The sequence below is a fragment of the Paraburkholderia ultramafica genome (genome assembly GCF_902859915.1).
Taxonomy (GTDB): Bacteria; Pseudomonadota; Gammaproteobacteria; order Burkholderiales; family Burkholderiaceae; genus Paraburkholderia; species Paraburkholderia ultramafica.
The window spans coordinates 79,835-94,681 of sequence record NZ_CADIKK010000023.1 but is presented as its reverse complement, the minus strand read 5'-3'; the positions used below and the strand labels follow the sequence as shown (position 1 = coordinate 94,681).

Below are 14,847 nucleotides of genomic sequence, written 5' to 3'. Positions count from 1 at the left end.
GTGGGTGGACCGTCGGCGCGGCGCCTCGCAAAATGATGAGCCGACGGCCTGCCTGCGACTGCACCGGCGGCAGATAGGCCTGTCGCATCAATCACTTGGCTGGCCTGTGAGCAAGTTGTCCACAGGCTTGCGAACAAAAACAGGGGATAACTTTCACTCGTCAGCGCGTGTATCAGACTGTTTGAGAGTCCACAGGGAAATTGTAATTTTAGGAGTTGTCGGATAGCTGGGGATGGGGCGTGCCCGATAAGGTGCTTGGGAAACAACCATGTACAACTATTAAGGATAACTATGAAAAGAGACGAAACCACCGTCGAGGTCGTAGGTGTTGCAACCCGCCTGCTGGCTGCATTCATGCTTCTCATGTTCGCGTTCGGAGCAAATGCGACCGACTGCTTCTCGCTATACGCGCAGTCCGGTGCAACGCCGGGTACGCCGAGCTGCAAGCTTACCGTGACCAGCAACACGCCAGGTGGTCTCGGCAATTACGCCTGCATCAATGACCTTGCCCAGATTGATCAGTGATGTAACACCCCCACAACTCCGCCTGACGACTCTACGCCGGATGACTCCTGTCCGGTGGCGGATCCCGTGTTGCCAGCAAAGGGGATTGTCGCGCTTTCCGAAGCCGATTTTCAAAGCGGTGGCGCGTCGCCAATCGTCTTCACGCGGGTATATCTTTCGAAGCCCTACGACACCACTCAGACGTTGATGGGGACCAATTGGGTCAACAACTGGCAGCGACGGATTGATCTGAACGGTGTCAATGCAAGTGTGCCGCATATCGTCGCTTATAGAGGATTTTGGCAACCCGTGACGTTCAAGCTGAGCGGCGGAGCGTGGGTTGTACCAGGAAATCCTGGTCTCACCCTCACGAAAGCCGGTGATGGATTCTACTACCTGAAAGATGAGCAACGTGGTACGACGGAAGGCTATTCGGACACCACGGGTATGTTCTATACCGAGAAAACACGCACGGGTATGCTTCGCGAGGTTCGCTACGACGGGCAGCGGATAGTGGAGATTGTCCAGCGGCCGGTCGATAGCACAGCAAGCACAGCACAGAACAGGGTGGTGCTCACTCTGACTTACGACAGTAGCGGTCGCATCATTGCCGTGGTGCCCCCTACTGGGAATGCCGTACATTATGCGTACGACGCGAAAGGGAATCTTGCTTCGGTAACTCTACCGATCGCGCATGTTCGTCAATATCTGTATGAGGATGTGCGCTTCCCCAATGCACTGACAGGCGTAAAGGATGAGTCTGGATCTCGGATTGCAACGTGGAGTTACGATGCCAGCGGTCGCGTAGCCTCGGTCACGCATCCTGACACCACCCGGAATACGTCGCTGAGCTACGGTTCCGGCGCGACGACAGTCAGTGACATGTCGGGCACCAGTACGTATAGCTTTGATACCGCGGACACGTTGCGCCCCCGTTCGATTGCCACACCGGGGGCACGGTATCGCGCACGTGGGATGCAGCAGGCAATCTGAAGCAGAGGACCACGCCTGCCGGAAACATTCAGTACACGTGGGACAGCGTCAACCGGCCAACCAAAGCATTTGCCACGGTCTCCGGAACAAAAACGGTCACGACAATTGAGTATGCCGATGGCAGCTCCCTGCGTCCTCATCTGGTCGCTACACCCGGCAAAATCCGCGCGTTCGTCTATGACTCAAGCGGTAACGTCACGGGTTATGCAGAGCGGCAAACGACTGACCTGACAGGCGAACAGGGGATGCAGGCGGTCGGGACAGGCAGCCAGTTGGCCGTTGGCGCGCGTTACGATGGTGCGGGCCGCCTTTTGTCAGCCACCGTGACCCAGGATGGCAAGACGCTTGAAGACTGGACCTACACGTATGACCCAAGGGGCGACATTGCATTAACGCGGGATGCCGTGTCGGGTTGGCAGATGCGGACGGTGGATCGCAGCAACGAAGGTCGTGCGCAAACTATTGCAGGTAATAGTGGTCAGGCGGGCATTGCTTACGATGAGCGCGGGCGCGTATCGAGATTTACCTATAATGAACCGGCCGGAGTTATCAACGGCGGTCTCGCCCGCAAGTTGCAGGTCGATTATAAGTATGGTCCGGACGGCGCGGTATCGACGCGCACTGGACAGGTGTCAACGAATGGCGCATGGTGGCAATCGATCAGCGATGCTGAACTGGACGTATGGCTTACCAACTGGGAATTGGGTAATGATCCGGTTTCGCCGCCCGCTAACCTCACCGGACTCAAGTCTGACGCTGATCCGTTCGTTCCAAGCCTCTGCGTTGAATGCTACATGGCGTGGAAAGCCAAGTTTGCGGGAAAGCTATTTGGTAGCGAACTGACCGATGTACTTCCGCAGTGGGGCGAGACAACGGAGCTGATGCTGAGTGATCAGTCGCAGGTTCCTTATCCGACCTTGGTGCCGGATATAGCCAGTTCTGCCAAGAGGATGATGCTTTACAGTTCTGTCTTCGGAGCAGGAAACGAAGGCGGAGGGATGGTGAAGTGTAGTGCAAGAGAAGATCATGAGGATGAATGCTTCGCACGGTATGAATCCGATATGCTACTGTGCACTTCGATTGCTTACCCAATGGGTGGTATTCGGGGCGTCGCGCTGTGCAAGCAGCAGGCATTTCAAAATTATCAATCGTGCAGGGGGTATTGATGGCAGTTGATCCACCGCGTTCCGTGGTTCTGAACTATGACCAGGAGCAGCAACGGCTGACGGTGAAGTTAGTTGAGCCGGACAAGCTGGCCCCGCTTCTGGCTGGATTGTTCGAAGTGCCAATCCTGTTGGATGATTTCGATTTCAGGCTTGACGACGAATTCGCGCGACGGCTTGGAGTCGCAATGCTTAATGCAATAGCGTTGGGTCATCCCGATATCAAGCAATACATGAGCGTCACACAGAAACCGATCGACAGAGAATAGGGCAGTACCTCACTAACACCTACTGAGACGTTAACCACTCCTGCTTTCGGAAGATCATGAGAGTGAATACATCGCTCACTACAAGTGCTCAAATGACTCTGTGCTTGTTGTCTGCTCCGGCGATGGGCGGCGTGCGGGCAGTCGCTCTATGTAAGCAGAGAGCATTCCAAACCTACCAACAGTGCAGAGGGTACTAATGGCTCAACATCCACCGTATTCCGTGGTTGTGACTTACTTCGAAGATCGTCAGGAGATTGCAGTGCAAGCTGTTGATCGAGCCAGATTAGCACCGATCGTGGCCGGGGAATTAGAGATACCAATCCTGCTTGACGAGCATAAGTTCAAGCTTGACGATGAATTTGCGCGTCGACTTGGATCAGGGATACTCACTCTGATTGCACTGGGGCAACCCGATATCAAACAGTATACGAGCTTTAGACTGGATCCAATCGACAGGCCGTCAGAAGAGTAATTGCTCATTGGTCCGGTAACTTGACCGAACGATGTTCGGCGAGCGCGATGGTATGGTCGACGTTTGTAGGTATGGCAACAAGTGGGAACTTTAGCCGGTTCCTTATCCGACCCTCGTCCGAATGTGATGGACTCCGCTGTGTACCTCGGAATGCGGCGGTCTCCGTCTAGCGCCGTTTCCTTTTTATGTGCCCGCTCAACGCGGGCGTCATTCTATCTGGTCTGTTCCCACTTCACGCCTGTACTGCATAGCCCGCGCTGAAGGCGATCACTGGCGTGAAATCACAGGCAGTGCGGTTGCTTTCGCCCGGGGGGGCGAGAGGTTGGCTGCCTTGTGTAAGCAGAAGGCATTTCAGAATTACCAATCATGTAGAGGTTATTGATGGCTAATCATCCGCCGTACTGTGTTGTTCTGACCTACTTGGAGGATCGTCAGGAGTTTGCATTGCAGACTATTGATCGCGCCATGCTGGAACCAGTCATGGCCGGAAAATTCGCAGTACCGATTCCGTTGGAAACACAGGATTTCAAGATTGACGATGAATTCGCGCACGGGCTTGGAGCGACGATGTTAAATATGATCGCGCTGGGTCAGCCTGACATCAAGCAGTACATGACGCTTACGCCGCCCCCGGGTCAATAGGCCGTCAGGACAGTAACTGCCTGATTGACGCATTTTTACTGTGTCGCTTTCTTCATACGCCCGCTTATACGGGCGTCATTTTATTGCAAGTTGAGCGGCGTGGGCGTGGGTTGTATCAGGAAACCTGATCTCACCCTCGCGAAATCGGATGATGGATTCTATTACATGAAAGATGAGCAACGTGGTATGACGGAAGGCTATTCGGACACCACGGGGATGTTCTATACCAGGCGGCCTCAAATAGGCCGGGCATCAGAACATCGAAATAACGAGTTCCAGAGATGTGATGAGAAAGGGCGGCAGGGAGAGCCTCTGCCATTTTCGTATATCGACAGTGCAGAAGGTATTAATGGTTAATCATCCGCCGTATTCCGTAGTTCTGACCTACACCGAAAATCCTCAACAACTGACTATGCAGGCTGTGGATTCAGCTAGGTTGGCTCCCGTTGTGGCTGGAACTATGGAGGTGCCGTTTTTTCTGGACGACGACAATTTCGAGTTCGATGACGAACTGGCGCGACAGTTAGGCGTCGCAATGCTCAATGTCATTGCAGCGGGACGGCCTGGTATCAAACGGTGCCTCTATGTTACTCAGCATCCAATCGACAAGTCGTCAGAAGAGTAATCGCCGATTGATCGGGTAACTTGGCCGAACGATGTCCGGTGAGCGCGACGATATGGTTGGACGTTTTCAGGTACGGCCACTCCACTCATACTCATTTCTGCCCCAGATTTCTATGGCAGATCACTCATATGGCCTCCTTGTTAAGCGAGCTTTTCCGCGCGGCCGACTGCGTGCCGGTGACCGATGCTTACGCATGAACCGCGCGACGATATTGCTGCTGTATCAACCACTTGGCGGGCATATGAGAAGGTTGTCCACAGGCTTGCCAACATTTTAGGTGGACAAGTTTTTACCCTTGGGGCGCATTCGGAAGAGGTAACCCGCGCTCAGCCCCCTCAAGTCTTCAACTGCGCCCCCGCCGCCGCTTCCTGCGACTGCACCTGCAAGACCGCATCGCGTTTATCGAGCAGATGCTGCCGAAGAATCGCGCTCAGCTTCTTGCCATCGCGCGCTTCGAGCGCCTTCAACATCTCGTCGTGATCGTGAATCGCGCTGTCCCACTTGGGGATCTGGAAGTTCGAGCGGAACCTGAGCGCCTGCAAGCGCCGGTTCACCGCGATATACATCTGCCGCAGCGCTGAATTCCTCGCTGCCTCATTGATCTTGTCGTGGATCGCCTGGTTGCGGCTGTAGTACCCAGGCAGATCGTTTTGCGTGCGGCACGCGAGCATCGCGTAGTGCAGCGCCTTGATCTCGGCAAGCTCGGCCGCGGTCATCCGTTCCGCCGCCAGCTCACCGGAGAACGCTTCGAGACCGCTCATCAGTTCGAAGGTCTCGCGCAGCTCCGCCTCCGACATCTTCGACACCGACGCGCCACGATTCGGCGAAATCTCGATCAGCCCTTCGGCGGCCAGCACCTTCAGCGCTTCGCGCAACGGCGTGCGCGAGATGCCAAGCGTCTCGCACAACTCCCGCTCATTCAGTTTCTTGCCCGGCTCCAGCACCCCTTCGACGATAAAGCGGCGAATGTGCTCGACCACCGTGTCGTGCAAGCGCTGGCGCTCGACCTTCGGCATCAGCGGGGAAGCGGCCACACCCGCATTGAAATCCGAATTTTGCATACAAAAACCCTCAAATCGCATGAATCAGATTTTATCGGAAGCCGAAAGATTAGTTAATAGCGCGGGTAAACACTGGTCCCAGCGCGCAATTTTCGGCTTGGGAGCGTCGCACTTCGTCTGATATAGTTTTTTGAATGCAAAATTCAATCGGAGGAACCCAATGCTCAAACTAGACTTTCATCCCGCTGGCCGCCACTTTCTGCAGATCCCGGGTCCGAGCCCGGTGCCCGACCGCATCCTTCGCGCGATGAGCTATCCGACCATCGATCACCGTGGTCCGGAGTTCGGCGAACTCGGTCTGAAGGTGCTCGACGGCATCAAGAAGATCTTCAAGACGCAGCAGCCCGTGGTGATTTATCCGGCCTCCGGCACAGGCGCGTGGGAAGCGGCGCTGTCCAACACGCTGAGCCCCGGCGATCAGGTGCTGATGTTCGAGACCGGCCACTTCGCGACGCTGTGGAAAAAGATGGCGGAAAGCCTCGGCCTTAAGCCGGAGTTCCTTGGTCTGCCAGGCATTGAAGGCTGGCGGCGCGGGGTTCAGCCGCAGATGATCGAAGAGCGTTTGCGCGCCGACACGCAACACGCGATCAAGGCGGTGTGCGTGGTGCACAACGAAACCTCGACGGGCGTCACATCGGATATCGCCGCCGTGCGCCGTGCGATTGACGCCGCGGGCCACCCGGCGCTACTGCTGGTCGACACGATCTCGGGCCTCGCGTGCGCCGACTATCGTCACGACGAATGGGGCGTCGACGTGACCGTGTCGGGCTCGCAAAAGGGCTTGATGCTGCCGCCGGGCATCAGCTTCAACGCGATCTCGCCGAAAGCGCTGGTCGCCAGCAAGCACGCGAAACTGCCGCGCAGCTTCTGGGACTGGACCGACATCGTCGAGATGAACAAGACCGGCTACTGGCCGTACACGCCGAACACGAACCTGCTCTACGGGCTGTCCGAAGCGCTGGAGATGATTCTCGGCGAAGGGCTCGACAACGTGTTCGCCCGTCACGAGCGTCTCGCCGAGGCAACCCGCCGTGCGGTGCGCGCGTGGGGTCTCGAGATTCAATGCGCGGACCCGGCCGTGTATAGCCCGGTGCTCACCGGCGTGATGATGCCCGACGGCGTCGACGCCGACGCGGTGCGCAAGATCATCTACGAACGCTTCGACATGTCGCTCGGCACGGGCCTCGGCAAGATGAAAGGCCGAATGTTCCGCATCGGCCATCTGGGCGATTGCAACGATCTGATGCTGCTGGCCACGCTGGCCGGCTGCGAAATGGGTTTGCGGCTCGCGGGTGTGCCGCTCAAGGAAAGTGGTTTGCCTGCCGCTATGGAGTGGTTGAGCCAGCCGGCCAAAGCCTCGGGTCTGAAGGCCGCGGCCTGAAGCGCGCCGGGCGCAATCGCCCGGCCTGAACAGCGAGCGCCAAGCGGTCCGCATTAAAAAAAAGCAAAAAGGGAGCAAGGGAGGGCGGGGAGCACTTCCCTCAAGAAACCGCGCATAGAACGCGGTCCGAACAACATGCAGTTTGTCCGCAGCAGCGTGTGCCGCTGATGGTCAACGACGTAGCGCGCCATTTCAGGCGCGCCGTCGACACATGCAATGGAGAGAGACGATGAAGCGGTTTCGTTTGACCAGTGCGACCAGTATCGTTCTAGTGATGCTATGCGTCATGTACTTCATCACTTACCTCGACCGCGTCAACGTCAGCACCGCGGCGGCAGGCTTCGGCAAGGAATTCCAACTCTCGCATACGCAGGTCGGCCTCGTGTTCTCGGCTTTCGCGTATCCGTATCTGATCTTCCAGGTGATGGGCGGGTGGGTGAGCGATCGCTTCGGCGCGAGACGCACGCTGCTGTTCTGCGGCGCGATCTGGGGCGTCGCCACCTTGCTGACCGGCATGGCCGGCGGGCTGGCCTCGTTGCTGGCCGCGCGCTTGCTGCTCGGTTTCGGCGAAGGCGCCACGTTCCCCGCCGCGACCTCCGCGATGGCGCGCTGGGTCGCGAAGGACAAGCGCGGCTTCGCGCAGGGCATCACGCATGCGGCGTCGCGTGTCGGCAACGCCGTTGCGCCCGCGCTGATCGTGCTGGTGATGGCGAACTGGGGCTGGCGTGAATCGTTCTACATCTGCGGCGCGCTCAGCCTGTTGTGGGTCGCCGTGTGGGCGGTCACCTTCACCGAACATCCGAAAGATCATCCGCGCATCACGCCCGAAGAACTCGCCGTGCTGCCCATGCCGAAGCCGAAAGCGGCCGGCGTGCCATGGAGCAAACTGTTTCGCCGCATGGCGCCGGTCACGGTCGTGTACTTCTGTTACGGCTGGACGCTGTGGCTGTTCCTGAGCTGGATTCCGCTGTACTTCCTGCACAACCATCACCTGCAACTGCAGAAGTCGGCGATCTTCGCTTCCGTGGTGTTCTTCGCCGGCGTGCTTGGCGATACGCTCGGCGGCCTCGTGACCGACTGGATCTTCAAGCGCACCGGTAGTTTGAAACGCGCGCGCAGCTGGATGGTGTCGATCTGCATGTTCTTCTGCCTGCTCTCGCTGATTCCGCTGATGTTCACGCACAACCTCGCTCTGTCGATTGCGTGTCTCGCGTCGGGCTTCTTCTTCGCCGAGATGACGATCGGCCCGATGTGGGCGATCCCGATGGATATCGCGCCGGACTTCGCGGGCACCGCGAGCGGCATGATGAACACCGGCTCGGCACTGGCCGCGATCATCTCGCCGGTGGTCGGCGGTTTTCTGATCGACTACTTCGGCAACTGGGATTTGCCGTTCGTCGGCAGCATGCTGTTGATGGGCATCGGCGTGGTGCTCGCGTTTCGCATGCAGCCGGAAAGCCAGTTCGCGCTCGATCCGGCGGACGGCGCGCAGGTGCCCACCCGTATGGGCGTGTAAGCGCAAAGCACGGTTCTCTCTCTGTTCGCGATGAAAGACATGACTACATCACTGAGCCGGCGTCTTGCCGATGCACGCCGCGATCGACTCACGCTCGATACGTTGCCGCCGGAGCAAACGCCCGCCGACGCCAGCGCGGCGTACGCGATCCAGCACGAAATCCTGAACGTCTGCGGCGCGCGGATCGGCGGCTGGAAGATCGGCGCGAAGACCGCGAGCGGCCCGATCCAGGGCGCGCCGTTGCCCAACATCGATCTGCACGCCGACGGCGCGCGTCTGGCGCGTGCAGGCTTCGCGCCGCTCGGGCTCGAACTGGAAATCGCGTTTCGCTTCGGCCGCCGCTTCGACCCTTCCACCACGCCTTATAGCGAAGACGAAGTGAAGGCGGGCATCGGTTCGATCGGCGCGACAATCGAAATCGTTTCGAGCCGGTACTCCGCGTGGCCCGACATCGACAAGCTCGCGCAGCTCGCGGACCTGCAGAATCACGGTGCGCTGATCGTCGGCGAATTCATGCCGTATCGCGAGGACTTTCCGTTCGTCGCGCCGTCGTTGCGTTTCAGTTTCGACGGTCACGACGTGGTCGAAGTGGCGCCCGCCAATCCGGCCGGCGATCCGCGGCGTCTGCTGACGTGGCTCGTCAATCACGCGAGTTCGCGCGGCATCGCGGTGACGCCGGAGATGGTCGTCACCACGGGTTCGTACAGCGGCATGTTTTTTCCGCGCAAGGCGGGCACGGCGAGCGGCCGCATCGAAGGGCTCGCGCCGGTCAGCGTGACGTTGTACTAACCGGCTTCACCCGCTTTCGCAGCTTTCCCACCGACCGACGATATGACGAACCCGACTTCCGCTTTACTCGTCCAGCCGATTTATCTGGCGCCGTCCGCCGCGCGTCTGACGAGTCCGCTCGCGCAGCACTTGCGCAAGTCGCTGCGCGGCGACGTGTTGTTCAATACGGCGAGCCGCGGCCGTTACGCGACCGATGCGTCGATCTATCAGATCACGCCGATCGGCGTGGTGGTGCCGCGCGATCAGGACGATCTGCGCATCGCGCTGGAAATCGCCCGCAGCGAGAACGTGCCGCTGCTCGCGCGCGGCGCGGGCACCAGCCAATGCGGGCAGACGGTCGGCGAAGCGCTGGTGATCGACACGAGCAAGTGGCTGAACAACATCGTCGCGTTCGATGCCGACGCGCGCACGGTGGCGGTCGAGCCCGGCGTCGTGCTGGATCATCTGAACGCGTGGCTCAAGCCGCACGGCCTGTGGTTTCCGGTGGACGTGTCGACGGCCGCGCAGTGCACGATCGGCGGGATGGCCGGCAACAACTCGTGCGGGTCGCGCTCGATCGAATACGGCAACATGGTGCACAACGTCGAGGCGATCGACGCGATTCTCGCCGACGGCAGCGAAGCGCGCTTCGCGTCGCTACGCGAGACGCTGCAAGGCGCGCGCCTGCAGCAGATACTCGCGGGCGTGACGCAGATCGCTCAACGCGAGCGCGACGAAATCGTCGCGCGCGTGCCGAAGGTCTTGCGGCGCGTGGCGGGCTACAACATCGACTTGTTCGATTGCCAGAACCCGCGCGCTTATACCGACGACGGCAGCGCGAATCTCGCGCACCTGCTGGTCGGCTCGGAGGGCACGCTCGCGTTCAGCCGGCAATTGACCCTCAAGCTCGCGCCGCTGCCCGCGCATAAAACGCTCGGCGTGGTCAACTTCCCGACGTTCCGGCAGTCGATGGCGCTGACGCAGCACATCGTCAAGCTGAATCCGGTGGCGGTGGAGCTGGTCGATCGCACGATGATCGATCTGGCGATGAGCAATCCCGCGTTTCGTCCGGTGATCGGCCGTGCCCTGGTCGGCGAGCCGCAAGCGATCCTGCTGGTGGAGTTCGCGGGTGAGGACCGCGACGCGCAGCTCGCGTCGCTCAGACAACTCACGGAACTGATGGCCGACCTCGGCTTGCCCGGCTCGGTCGTCGAGATGCCGGACGCGAACGAGCAGAAGGCGTTGTGGGAGGTCCGCAAAGCCGGGCTCAACATCATGATGAGCATGAAGGGCGACGGCAAGCCGGTCTCCTTCATTGAAGATTGCGCGGTGCCGCTCGAACATCTGGACGACTACACGAGCCGTCTGACCGACGTGTTTCATCGGCACGGCACCGAAGGCACCTGGTATGCGCATGCGAGCGTCGGCACGCTGCACGTGCGGCCGATTCTCGACATGCGGCGCGACGGCGCGGTGAAGATGCGCGCGATCGCCGACGAAGCGGCGGCACTCGTGCGCGAATACAAGGGCGCCTATTCGGGCGAACACGGCGACGGGCTGTGCCGCGGCGAGTGGGTCGCGTGGCAATACGGGCCGCGGCTGAATCAGGCGTTCGCTGAAATCAAGGCGCTGTTCGATCCGGACAACCGCTTCAATCCTGACAAGATTGTGCGTCCGCCGAAGATGGACGACGCGCGCAACTTCCGCTTTGCGCCGGGCTACAAGGAACAGCGGATCGACACGGCGCTCGACTGGTCGGCATGGAACGTCGAACGCGATCCGTTGACCGGCGAGCAGACGTTGCCGGGCAGCGGCAACGATCTGTCCGGCGGGCTCGCGAAGGCCGTCGAGATGTGCAACAACAACGGCCACTGCCGCAAGTTCGACGCCGGCACGATGTGCCCGAGCTATCGCGTGACGAAGGACGAGCAGCACGTCACGCGCGGACGCGCGAATACGTTGCGCCTCGCGATCTCGGGTCAGCTCGGCGAAGCCGGACTGGCGAGCGACGACGTCAAGGACACGCTCGATCTCTGCGTGTCGTGCAAGGGCTGCAAGCGCGATTGCCCGACCGGCGTCGACATGGCGAAGTTCAAGATCGAGGCGCGGGCGGCGCGCGTCAAACGGCATGGCTTGAGTCTGCGTGACAGGCTGGTCGCCTTCATGCCGCGCTATGCCGCCACCGCGAGCCGCATGCCGGGCCTGCTGGCGCTGGCGGACAACGTGCCGGTGTTGTCGGCGTGGTTCAAGCGAGCCGTGGGCTTTGCGCCTGAACGCAGTTTGCCGCGCTTCAGGAAGTCGTTTCTGTCGGGCGCCGTGGCGGGCAAAGCGGCTGCCGGACCGGCTGAAAGCGACGCGCTGAAAGAAGTGCTGCTGTTCGTCGACACGTTCAACAACAACATGGAGCCGGATAACGCGCGCGCCGCGCAGCAGGTGCTGGAGGCCGCGGGCTATACGGTGCGCTTCAATACGCGCCAGGGCGAGCGGCCGGTATGTTGCGGCCGCACGTTCCTCGCGGCGGGTCTGGTCGACTTAGCGAAGCAGGAAGCGCGGCGCATGCTCGATCTGTTCAAGCCGTTCGTGGAGCGGGGCGTGCCGATTGTCGGGTTGGAACCGTCTTGTCTGCTGTCGTTGCGCGATGAGTTTCTGCACTACGGCTTTGGCGAAGAAGCGCAGCGGCTTTCGCAGCAGGCGTTTCTATTCGAAGAGTTTCTGGTGCGCGAGGAAAAGGCGGGTCGTTTGCAGCTTGCGTTGAAGCCGTTGGCCGTGCAGCAGGCGTTGCTGCATGGCCATTGCCATCAAAAGGCCTTCGATGCGTTTACGCCCGTGCAGACCGTGCTGAAGTGGATTCCCGAGCTGAAGGTGTCGACGGTGGAGTCGTCGTGTTGCGGGATGGCCGGCAGCTTCGGCTACGAAGCCGAGCACTACGTGACCTCACAGGCAATGGCGGAATTGTCGCTGCTGCCGGCGGTGCGCAAGATCGACGGCAACACGCTGATGGTCGCCGACGGCACGAGTTGCCGGCACCAGATTCACGATGGCGCGGGCGTCGATGCGATCCATGTGGCGCGCGTGCTGGCGATGGCATTGCAGTGACGCACGGCAGGTTGGCTCGCGGTCAAACTCAAACGCCGACCACCTGCCGGAAAACAGTGGGCGCCACGCCGACGCTCTCGCGAAAGCGGTGGCTGAAATGGCTGGCGTTCGCATAGCCGCATTGCTCGGCGACTTGCACGAGCGGCAGCGCGGTGGTGCGCAGCAGCGTACGGGCGCGTTCGAGCCGCTGCTGCGCGATCCACGCGGCGGGTGGCAGTCCGAACGATTCGCGGAACATGCGCGCGAGATGAAACTCCGACAACGCCGCGACGCCGGCGAGTTCGCCGAGCGTCAGCGTTTGCGCGAGATGGCTTTCGATGTAGTCGCGCAGACGCCGCCGCGTCACCACCGACAAACCGCCTTTGAGCGACGCGTCGGTGCGGCGCACGCCTTGCGCACGCAGCAGCAGGCTCAGCACTTCGTGCGCGGTCTCGTTGGTGCGCAGCAGGCCGTCAGGGTTTTGCCAGTCTTCATTGACGAGCGATTGGCACAAGCTGGCAATGCGCGGGTCTTCGAAATAGGTGCGATCGGCGAGCGTCAGTTCGCGCGGCTCGCGGTCGAGCTCCTGAACGGCGCGCTGCGTGAAGTGCTCGGGCAGGAAGTACAGATGCATGAAATGCATGTGGCCGCGCACCCACCAGCGTGATTCGTGTTCGCCGGGCAGTGCGCACAGCCGCGACGGCGCGCCATAGTGGCCCGGCATTTTCTGCCGCTCGGTGCGATAGCCGCCATCCAGATAGCACGACAGCGTGTGATGGCCGGGCCGCTCGTAGACGGTCTCGGCTTCTTCCGTGTCGCGCGTCCAGACGGCGATGGCGAGCCGGTCGCCGAGCCACGCGAAGCGGTCCAGATTCGCATTGGCGCTGCTCAGCGTGTGACAGACCGACTGAAGGCCGAACGGCGTTTCGGTAGCGGGCATCACGGGGGCGGGCGAGGCGGCGTTCACGGCAAACGGGCGGATCACTTCCGATGACTGAATGAGCACGAGTATACGGCGAGCCTCGCGCGGCGGCTCATCGACGCGAAAAAGTGCGCAATCCTGGACAAGTGCGGCTTGCCGCGCGGCTGCATAGTCGAGGTTCCTTCCGCATTCGCCGTTGCAGGCTCGACCATGAATCTCGCGCTTTATGCCGTCACGGTATTGATCTGGGGCACCACCTGGATCGCGATCAAATGGCAACTCGGCTCGGTTCCGCCGCCGGTGTCGATTGCGTGGCGCTTCTGGATCGCGGCGCTGCTGCTGTTCGCGCTGCTGCGCATCATGCGCCGGCGGATCTGGCCGCCGCGCGCCGCGTGGCGCTTCCTCGCCGCGCAAGGGCTGGCGCTGTTCTGCCTTAACTTCCTCTGCTTCTACTACGCCGAACAGGTCGTGCCTAGCGGCCTGGTGGCGGTGGTGTTTTCCACCGCGCCGCTGCTGAACTCGATCAACGGCCGCCTCTTCATGGGCCGGCCGTTGCAACCGACTGCGATTGCCGGCGCGTTGCTGGGGCTCGTCGGCATCGTCTGTCTGTTCGTTCAGCAGATGGCCGGACACCTCGGTGATCACGTGGCGTGGCTGGGCCTCGGCGTCGCGTTTCTCGGCACCTTGTGTTTTTCGGCCGGCAATCTGTTGTCGAGCCGGATGCAGTCAATGGGCTTGCACCCGTTCGCCACCAATAGCTGGGCGATGCTGATCGGCGCCAGCATTCTGACGGTGGGGAGCTTGCTGGCCGGCTTCTCGTTCGGCGTCGAGCCGTCCGTACGTTATCTCGGCACGCTCGCTTATCTCGCGGTGTTCGGCTCGGTGATCGGCTTTACCGCGTACCTGATGCTGGTCGGGCGCATGGGCCCCGAACGCGCCGCTTACTGCACGGTGCTGTTTCCGATTGTGGCACTGGCGGTGTCGACGGTATTTGAAGGTTATCAATGGTCCGCGTTGGCGGTGGTCGGACTGTTGCTGGTGGTGGCCGGCAATCTGGTGGCGTTTGATTTGACGCGGCGGATTTTTGCGCGGCGCCCGGTGGCGCGATCGTGACGCGGTGATGCCGTGCTTCACCGTTAGCGTCCCTCGACGACGCGATGGCAAATCGTATTCGACGGCCGCTCCGGCGGCCGTTTGAGGTGAGCGTTTTCGGGAGACGCAAAAGCGGTTGAAAACCTGACTGGTGAGCCTTTGCGGGAGACAACTCCTGCGCCAACCGGCCGCCCGGTTGCCCATAAATTAACCACATGGGTAGACGAACCGACCCAACGCCCGTATAATCCTTGCACCCTAACCGCGAAATCGCAGCTAAATAGCTTAAGTTAGAAGGGGTTGAATGCAAACTGGCAGCACATTGCATCCTTCCTGTCGCCGGTAAGAAACCGGTCTTCCCAAG

At 60.6% G+C, this 14,847-nt stretch carries 14 protein-coding genes; 12 read left to right on the top strand and 2 right to left on the bottom strand.

The genetic code is table 11. From position 1 onward, the window contains the following. Nucleotides 1-291: 291 nt before the first annotated feature. The 7 genes from HV744_RS37535 to HV744_RS23360 all read left to right on the top strand — a co-directional run bounded on the left by HV744_RS37535 (nt 292) and on the right by HV744_RS23360 (nt 4,668). Nucleotides 292-525, top strand: coding sequence for a hypothetical protein (locus HV744_RS37535; RefSeq protein ID WP_246279158.1), 234 nt, complete (start codon nt 292-294; stop codon nt 523-525). Nucleotides 526-591: 66 nt separating this feature from the next. Then, nucleotides 592-1,497 (top strand): RHS repeat domain-containing protein, encoded by a 906-nt coding sequence (locus HV744_RS37530; protein WP_246279157.1) that lies wholly within the window; start codon nt 592-594, stop codon nt 1,495-1,497. Between the two features lie 245 nt (nt 1,498-1,742). Next, entirely contained in the window at nt 1,743-2,663 is a 921-nt protein-coding gene (locus HV744_RS37520) for an RHS repeat domain-containing protein (protein WP_246279156.1), read from the top strand. Then, nucleotides 2,663-2,929 carry a hypothetical protein gene (locus tag HV744_RS23375; RefSeq protein ID WP_175151765.1) on the top strand — a complete coding sequence of 89 codons (267 nt, stop codon included), beginning with the start codon at nt 2,663-2,665 and terminating at the stop codon, nt 2,927-2,929. The genes HV744_RS37520 and HV744_RS23375 overlap by 1 nt, the downstream gene beginning before the upstream one ends. A gap of 196 nt (nt 2,930-3,125) precedes the next feature. Then, on the top strand, nt 3,126-3,401 hold the full coding sequence (locus HV744_RS23370) for a hypothetical protein (protein ID WP_175151764.1): 276 nt from the start codon (nt 3,126-3,128) through the stop codon (nt 3,399-3,401). Between the two features lie 381 nt (nt 3,402-3,782). Continuing rightward, on the top strand, nt 3,783-4,043 hold the full coding sequence (locus HV744_RS23365; protein ID WP_042325090.1) for a hypothetical protein: 261 nt from the start codon (nt 3,783-3,785) through the stop codon (nt 4,041-4,043). A 349-nt stretch (nt 4,044-4,392) separates the two neighbouring features. Next, nucleotides 4,393-4,668: a hypothetical protein gene (locus HV744_RS23360; RefSeq protein ID WP_175151763.1), complete on the top strand. Its 276-nt coding sequence runs from the start codon at nt 4,393-4,395 to the stop codon at nt 4,666-4,668. A gap of 335 nt (nt 4,669-5,003) precedes the next feature. On the opposite strand, the gene HV744_RS23355 is transcribed toward HV744_RS23360, so the two are convergent. After that, a complete protein-coding gene (locus tag HV744_RS23355) occupies nt 5,004-5,729 on the bottom strand; it encodes a GntR family transcriptional regulator (protein WP_175151762.1) in 726 nt (241 codons plus the stop codon). A gap of 160 nt (nt 5,730-5,889) precedes the next feature. Between HV744_RS23355 and HV744_RS23350 the strand changes: the two genes are divergently transcribed. The 4 genes from HV744_RS23350 (at nt 5,890) to HV744_RS23335 (ending at nt 12,490) form a co-directional block, all read left to right on the top strand. Then, entirely contained in the window at nt 5,890-7,110 is a 1,221-nt protein-coding gene (locus HV744_RS23350; protein WP_175151761.1) for a pyridoxal-phosphate-dependent aminotransferase family protein, read from the top strand. 229 nt (nt 7,111-7,339) lie between these two features. After that, nucleotides 7,340-8,626 (top strand): MFS transporter, encoded by a 1,287-nt coding sequence (locus HV744_RS23345; RefSeq protein ID WP_175151760.1) that lies wholly within the window; start codon nt 7,340-7,342, stop codon nt 8,624-8,626. 39 nt (nt 8,627-8,665) lie between these two features. Further along, on the top strand, nt 8,666-9,415 hold the full coding sequence (locus tag HV744_RS23340) for a 2-keto-4-pentenoate hydratase (protein WP_175151759.1): 750 nt from the start codon (nt 8,666-8,668) through the stop codon (nt 9,413-9,415). Between the two features lie 42 nt (nt 9,416-9,457). Next, nucleotides 9,458-12,490: an FAD-binding and (Fe-S)-binding domain-containing protein gene (locus HV744_RS23335; RefSeq protein WP_175151758.1), complete on the top strand. Its 3,033-nt coding sequence runs from the start codon at nt 9,458-9,460 to the stop codon at nt 12,488-12,490. 28 nt (nt 12,491-12,518) lie between these two features. Here HV744_RS23335 and HV744_RS23330 read toward each other — a convergent pair whose 3' ends face one another. Then, nucleotides 12,519-13,409, bottom strand: a complete 891-nt coding sequence (locus HV744_RS23330; RefSeq protein ID WP_175151793.1) for an AraC family transcriptional regulator — start codon at nt 13,407-13,409, stop codon at nt 12,519-12,521. Nucleotides 13,410-13,601: 192 nt separating this feature from the next. Here HV744_RS23330 and HV744_RS23325 point away from each other — a divergent pair, with 192 nt between their 5' ends. Then, nucleotides 13,602-14,504, top strand: a complete 903-nt coding sequence (locus HV744_RS23325) for a DMT family transporter (protein ID WP_175151757.1) — start codon at nt 13,602-13,604, stop codon at nt 14,502-14,504. Nucleotides 14,505-14,847 lie beyond the last annotated feature (343 nt).

Coding starts and splice junctions, on each gene's coding strand:
- HV744_RS37535 (WP_246279158.1), top strand. CDS start 292: ATGAAAAGAGACGAAACCACCGTCGAGGTCGTAGGTGTTGCAACCCGC.
- HV744_RS37520 (WP_246279156.1), top strand. CDS start 1,743: ATGCAGGCGGTCGGGACAGGCAGCCAGTTGGCCGTTGGCGCGCGTTAC.
- HV744_RS23375 (WP_175151765.1), top strand. CDS start 2,663: ATGGCAGTTGATCCACCGCGTTCCGTGGTTCTGAACTATGACCAGGAG.
- HV744_RS23370 (WP_175151764.1), top strand. CDS start 3,126: ATGGCTCAACATCCACCGTATTCCGTGGTTGTGACTTACTTCGAAGAT.
- HV744_RS23365 (WP_042325090.1), top strand. CDS start 3,783: ATGGCTAATCATCCGCCGTACTGTGTTGTTCTGACCTACTTGGAGGAT.
- HV744_RS23360 (WP_175151763.1), top strand. CDS start 4,393: ATGGTTAATCATCCGCCGTATTCCGTAGTTCTGACCTACACCGAAAAT.
- HV744_RS23355 (WP_175151762.1), bottom strand. CDS start 5,729: ATGCAAAATTCGGATTTCAATGCGGGTGTGGCCGCTTCCCCGCTGATG.
- HV744_RS23350 (WP_175151761.1), top strand. CDS start 5,890: ATGCTCAAACTAGACTTTCATCCCGCTGGCCGCCACTTTCTGCAGATC.
- HV744_RS23345 (WP_175151760.1), top strand. CDS start 7,340: ATGAAGCGGTTTCGTTTGACCAGTGCGACCAGTATCGTTCTAGTGATG.
- HV744_RS23340 (WP_175151759.1), top strand. CDS start 8,666: ATGACTACATCACTGAGCCGGCGTCTTGCCGATGCACGCCGCGATCGA.
- HV744_RS23335 (WP_175151758.1), top strand. CDS start 9,458: ATGACGAACCCGACTTCCGCTTTACTCGTCCAGCCGATTTATCTGGCG.
- HV744_RS23330 (WP_175151793.1), bottom strand. CDS start 13,409: ATGCCCGCTACCGAAACGCCGTTCGGCCTTCAGTCGGTCTGTCACACG.
- HV744_RS23325 (WP_175151757.1), top strand. CDS start 13,602: ATGAATCTCGCGCTTTATGCCGTCACGGTATTGATCTGGGGCACCACC.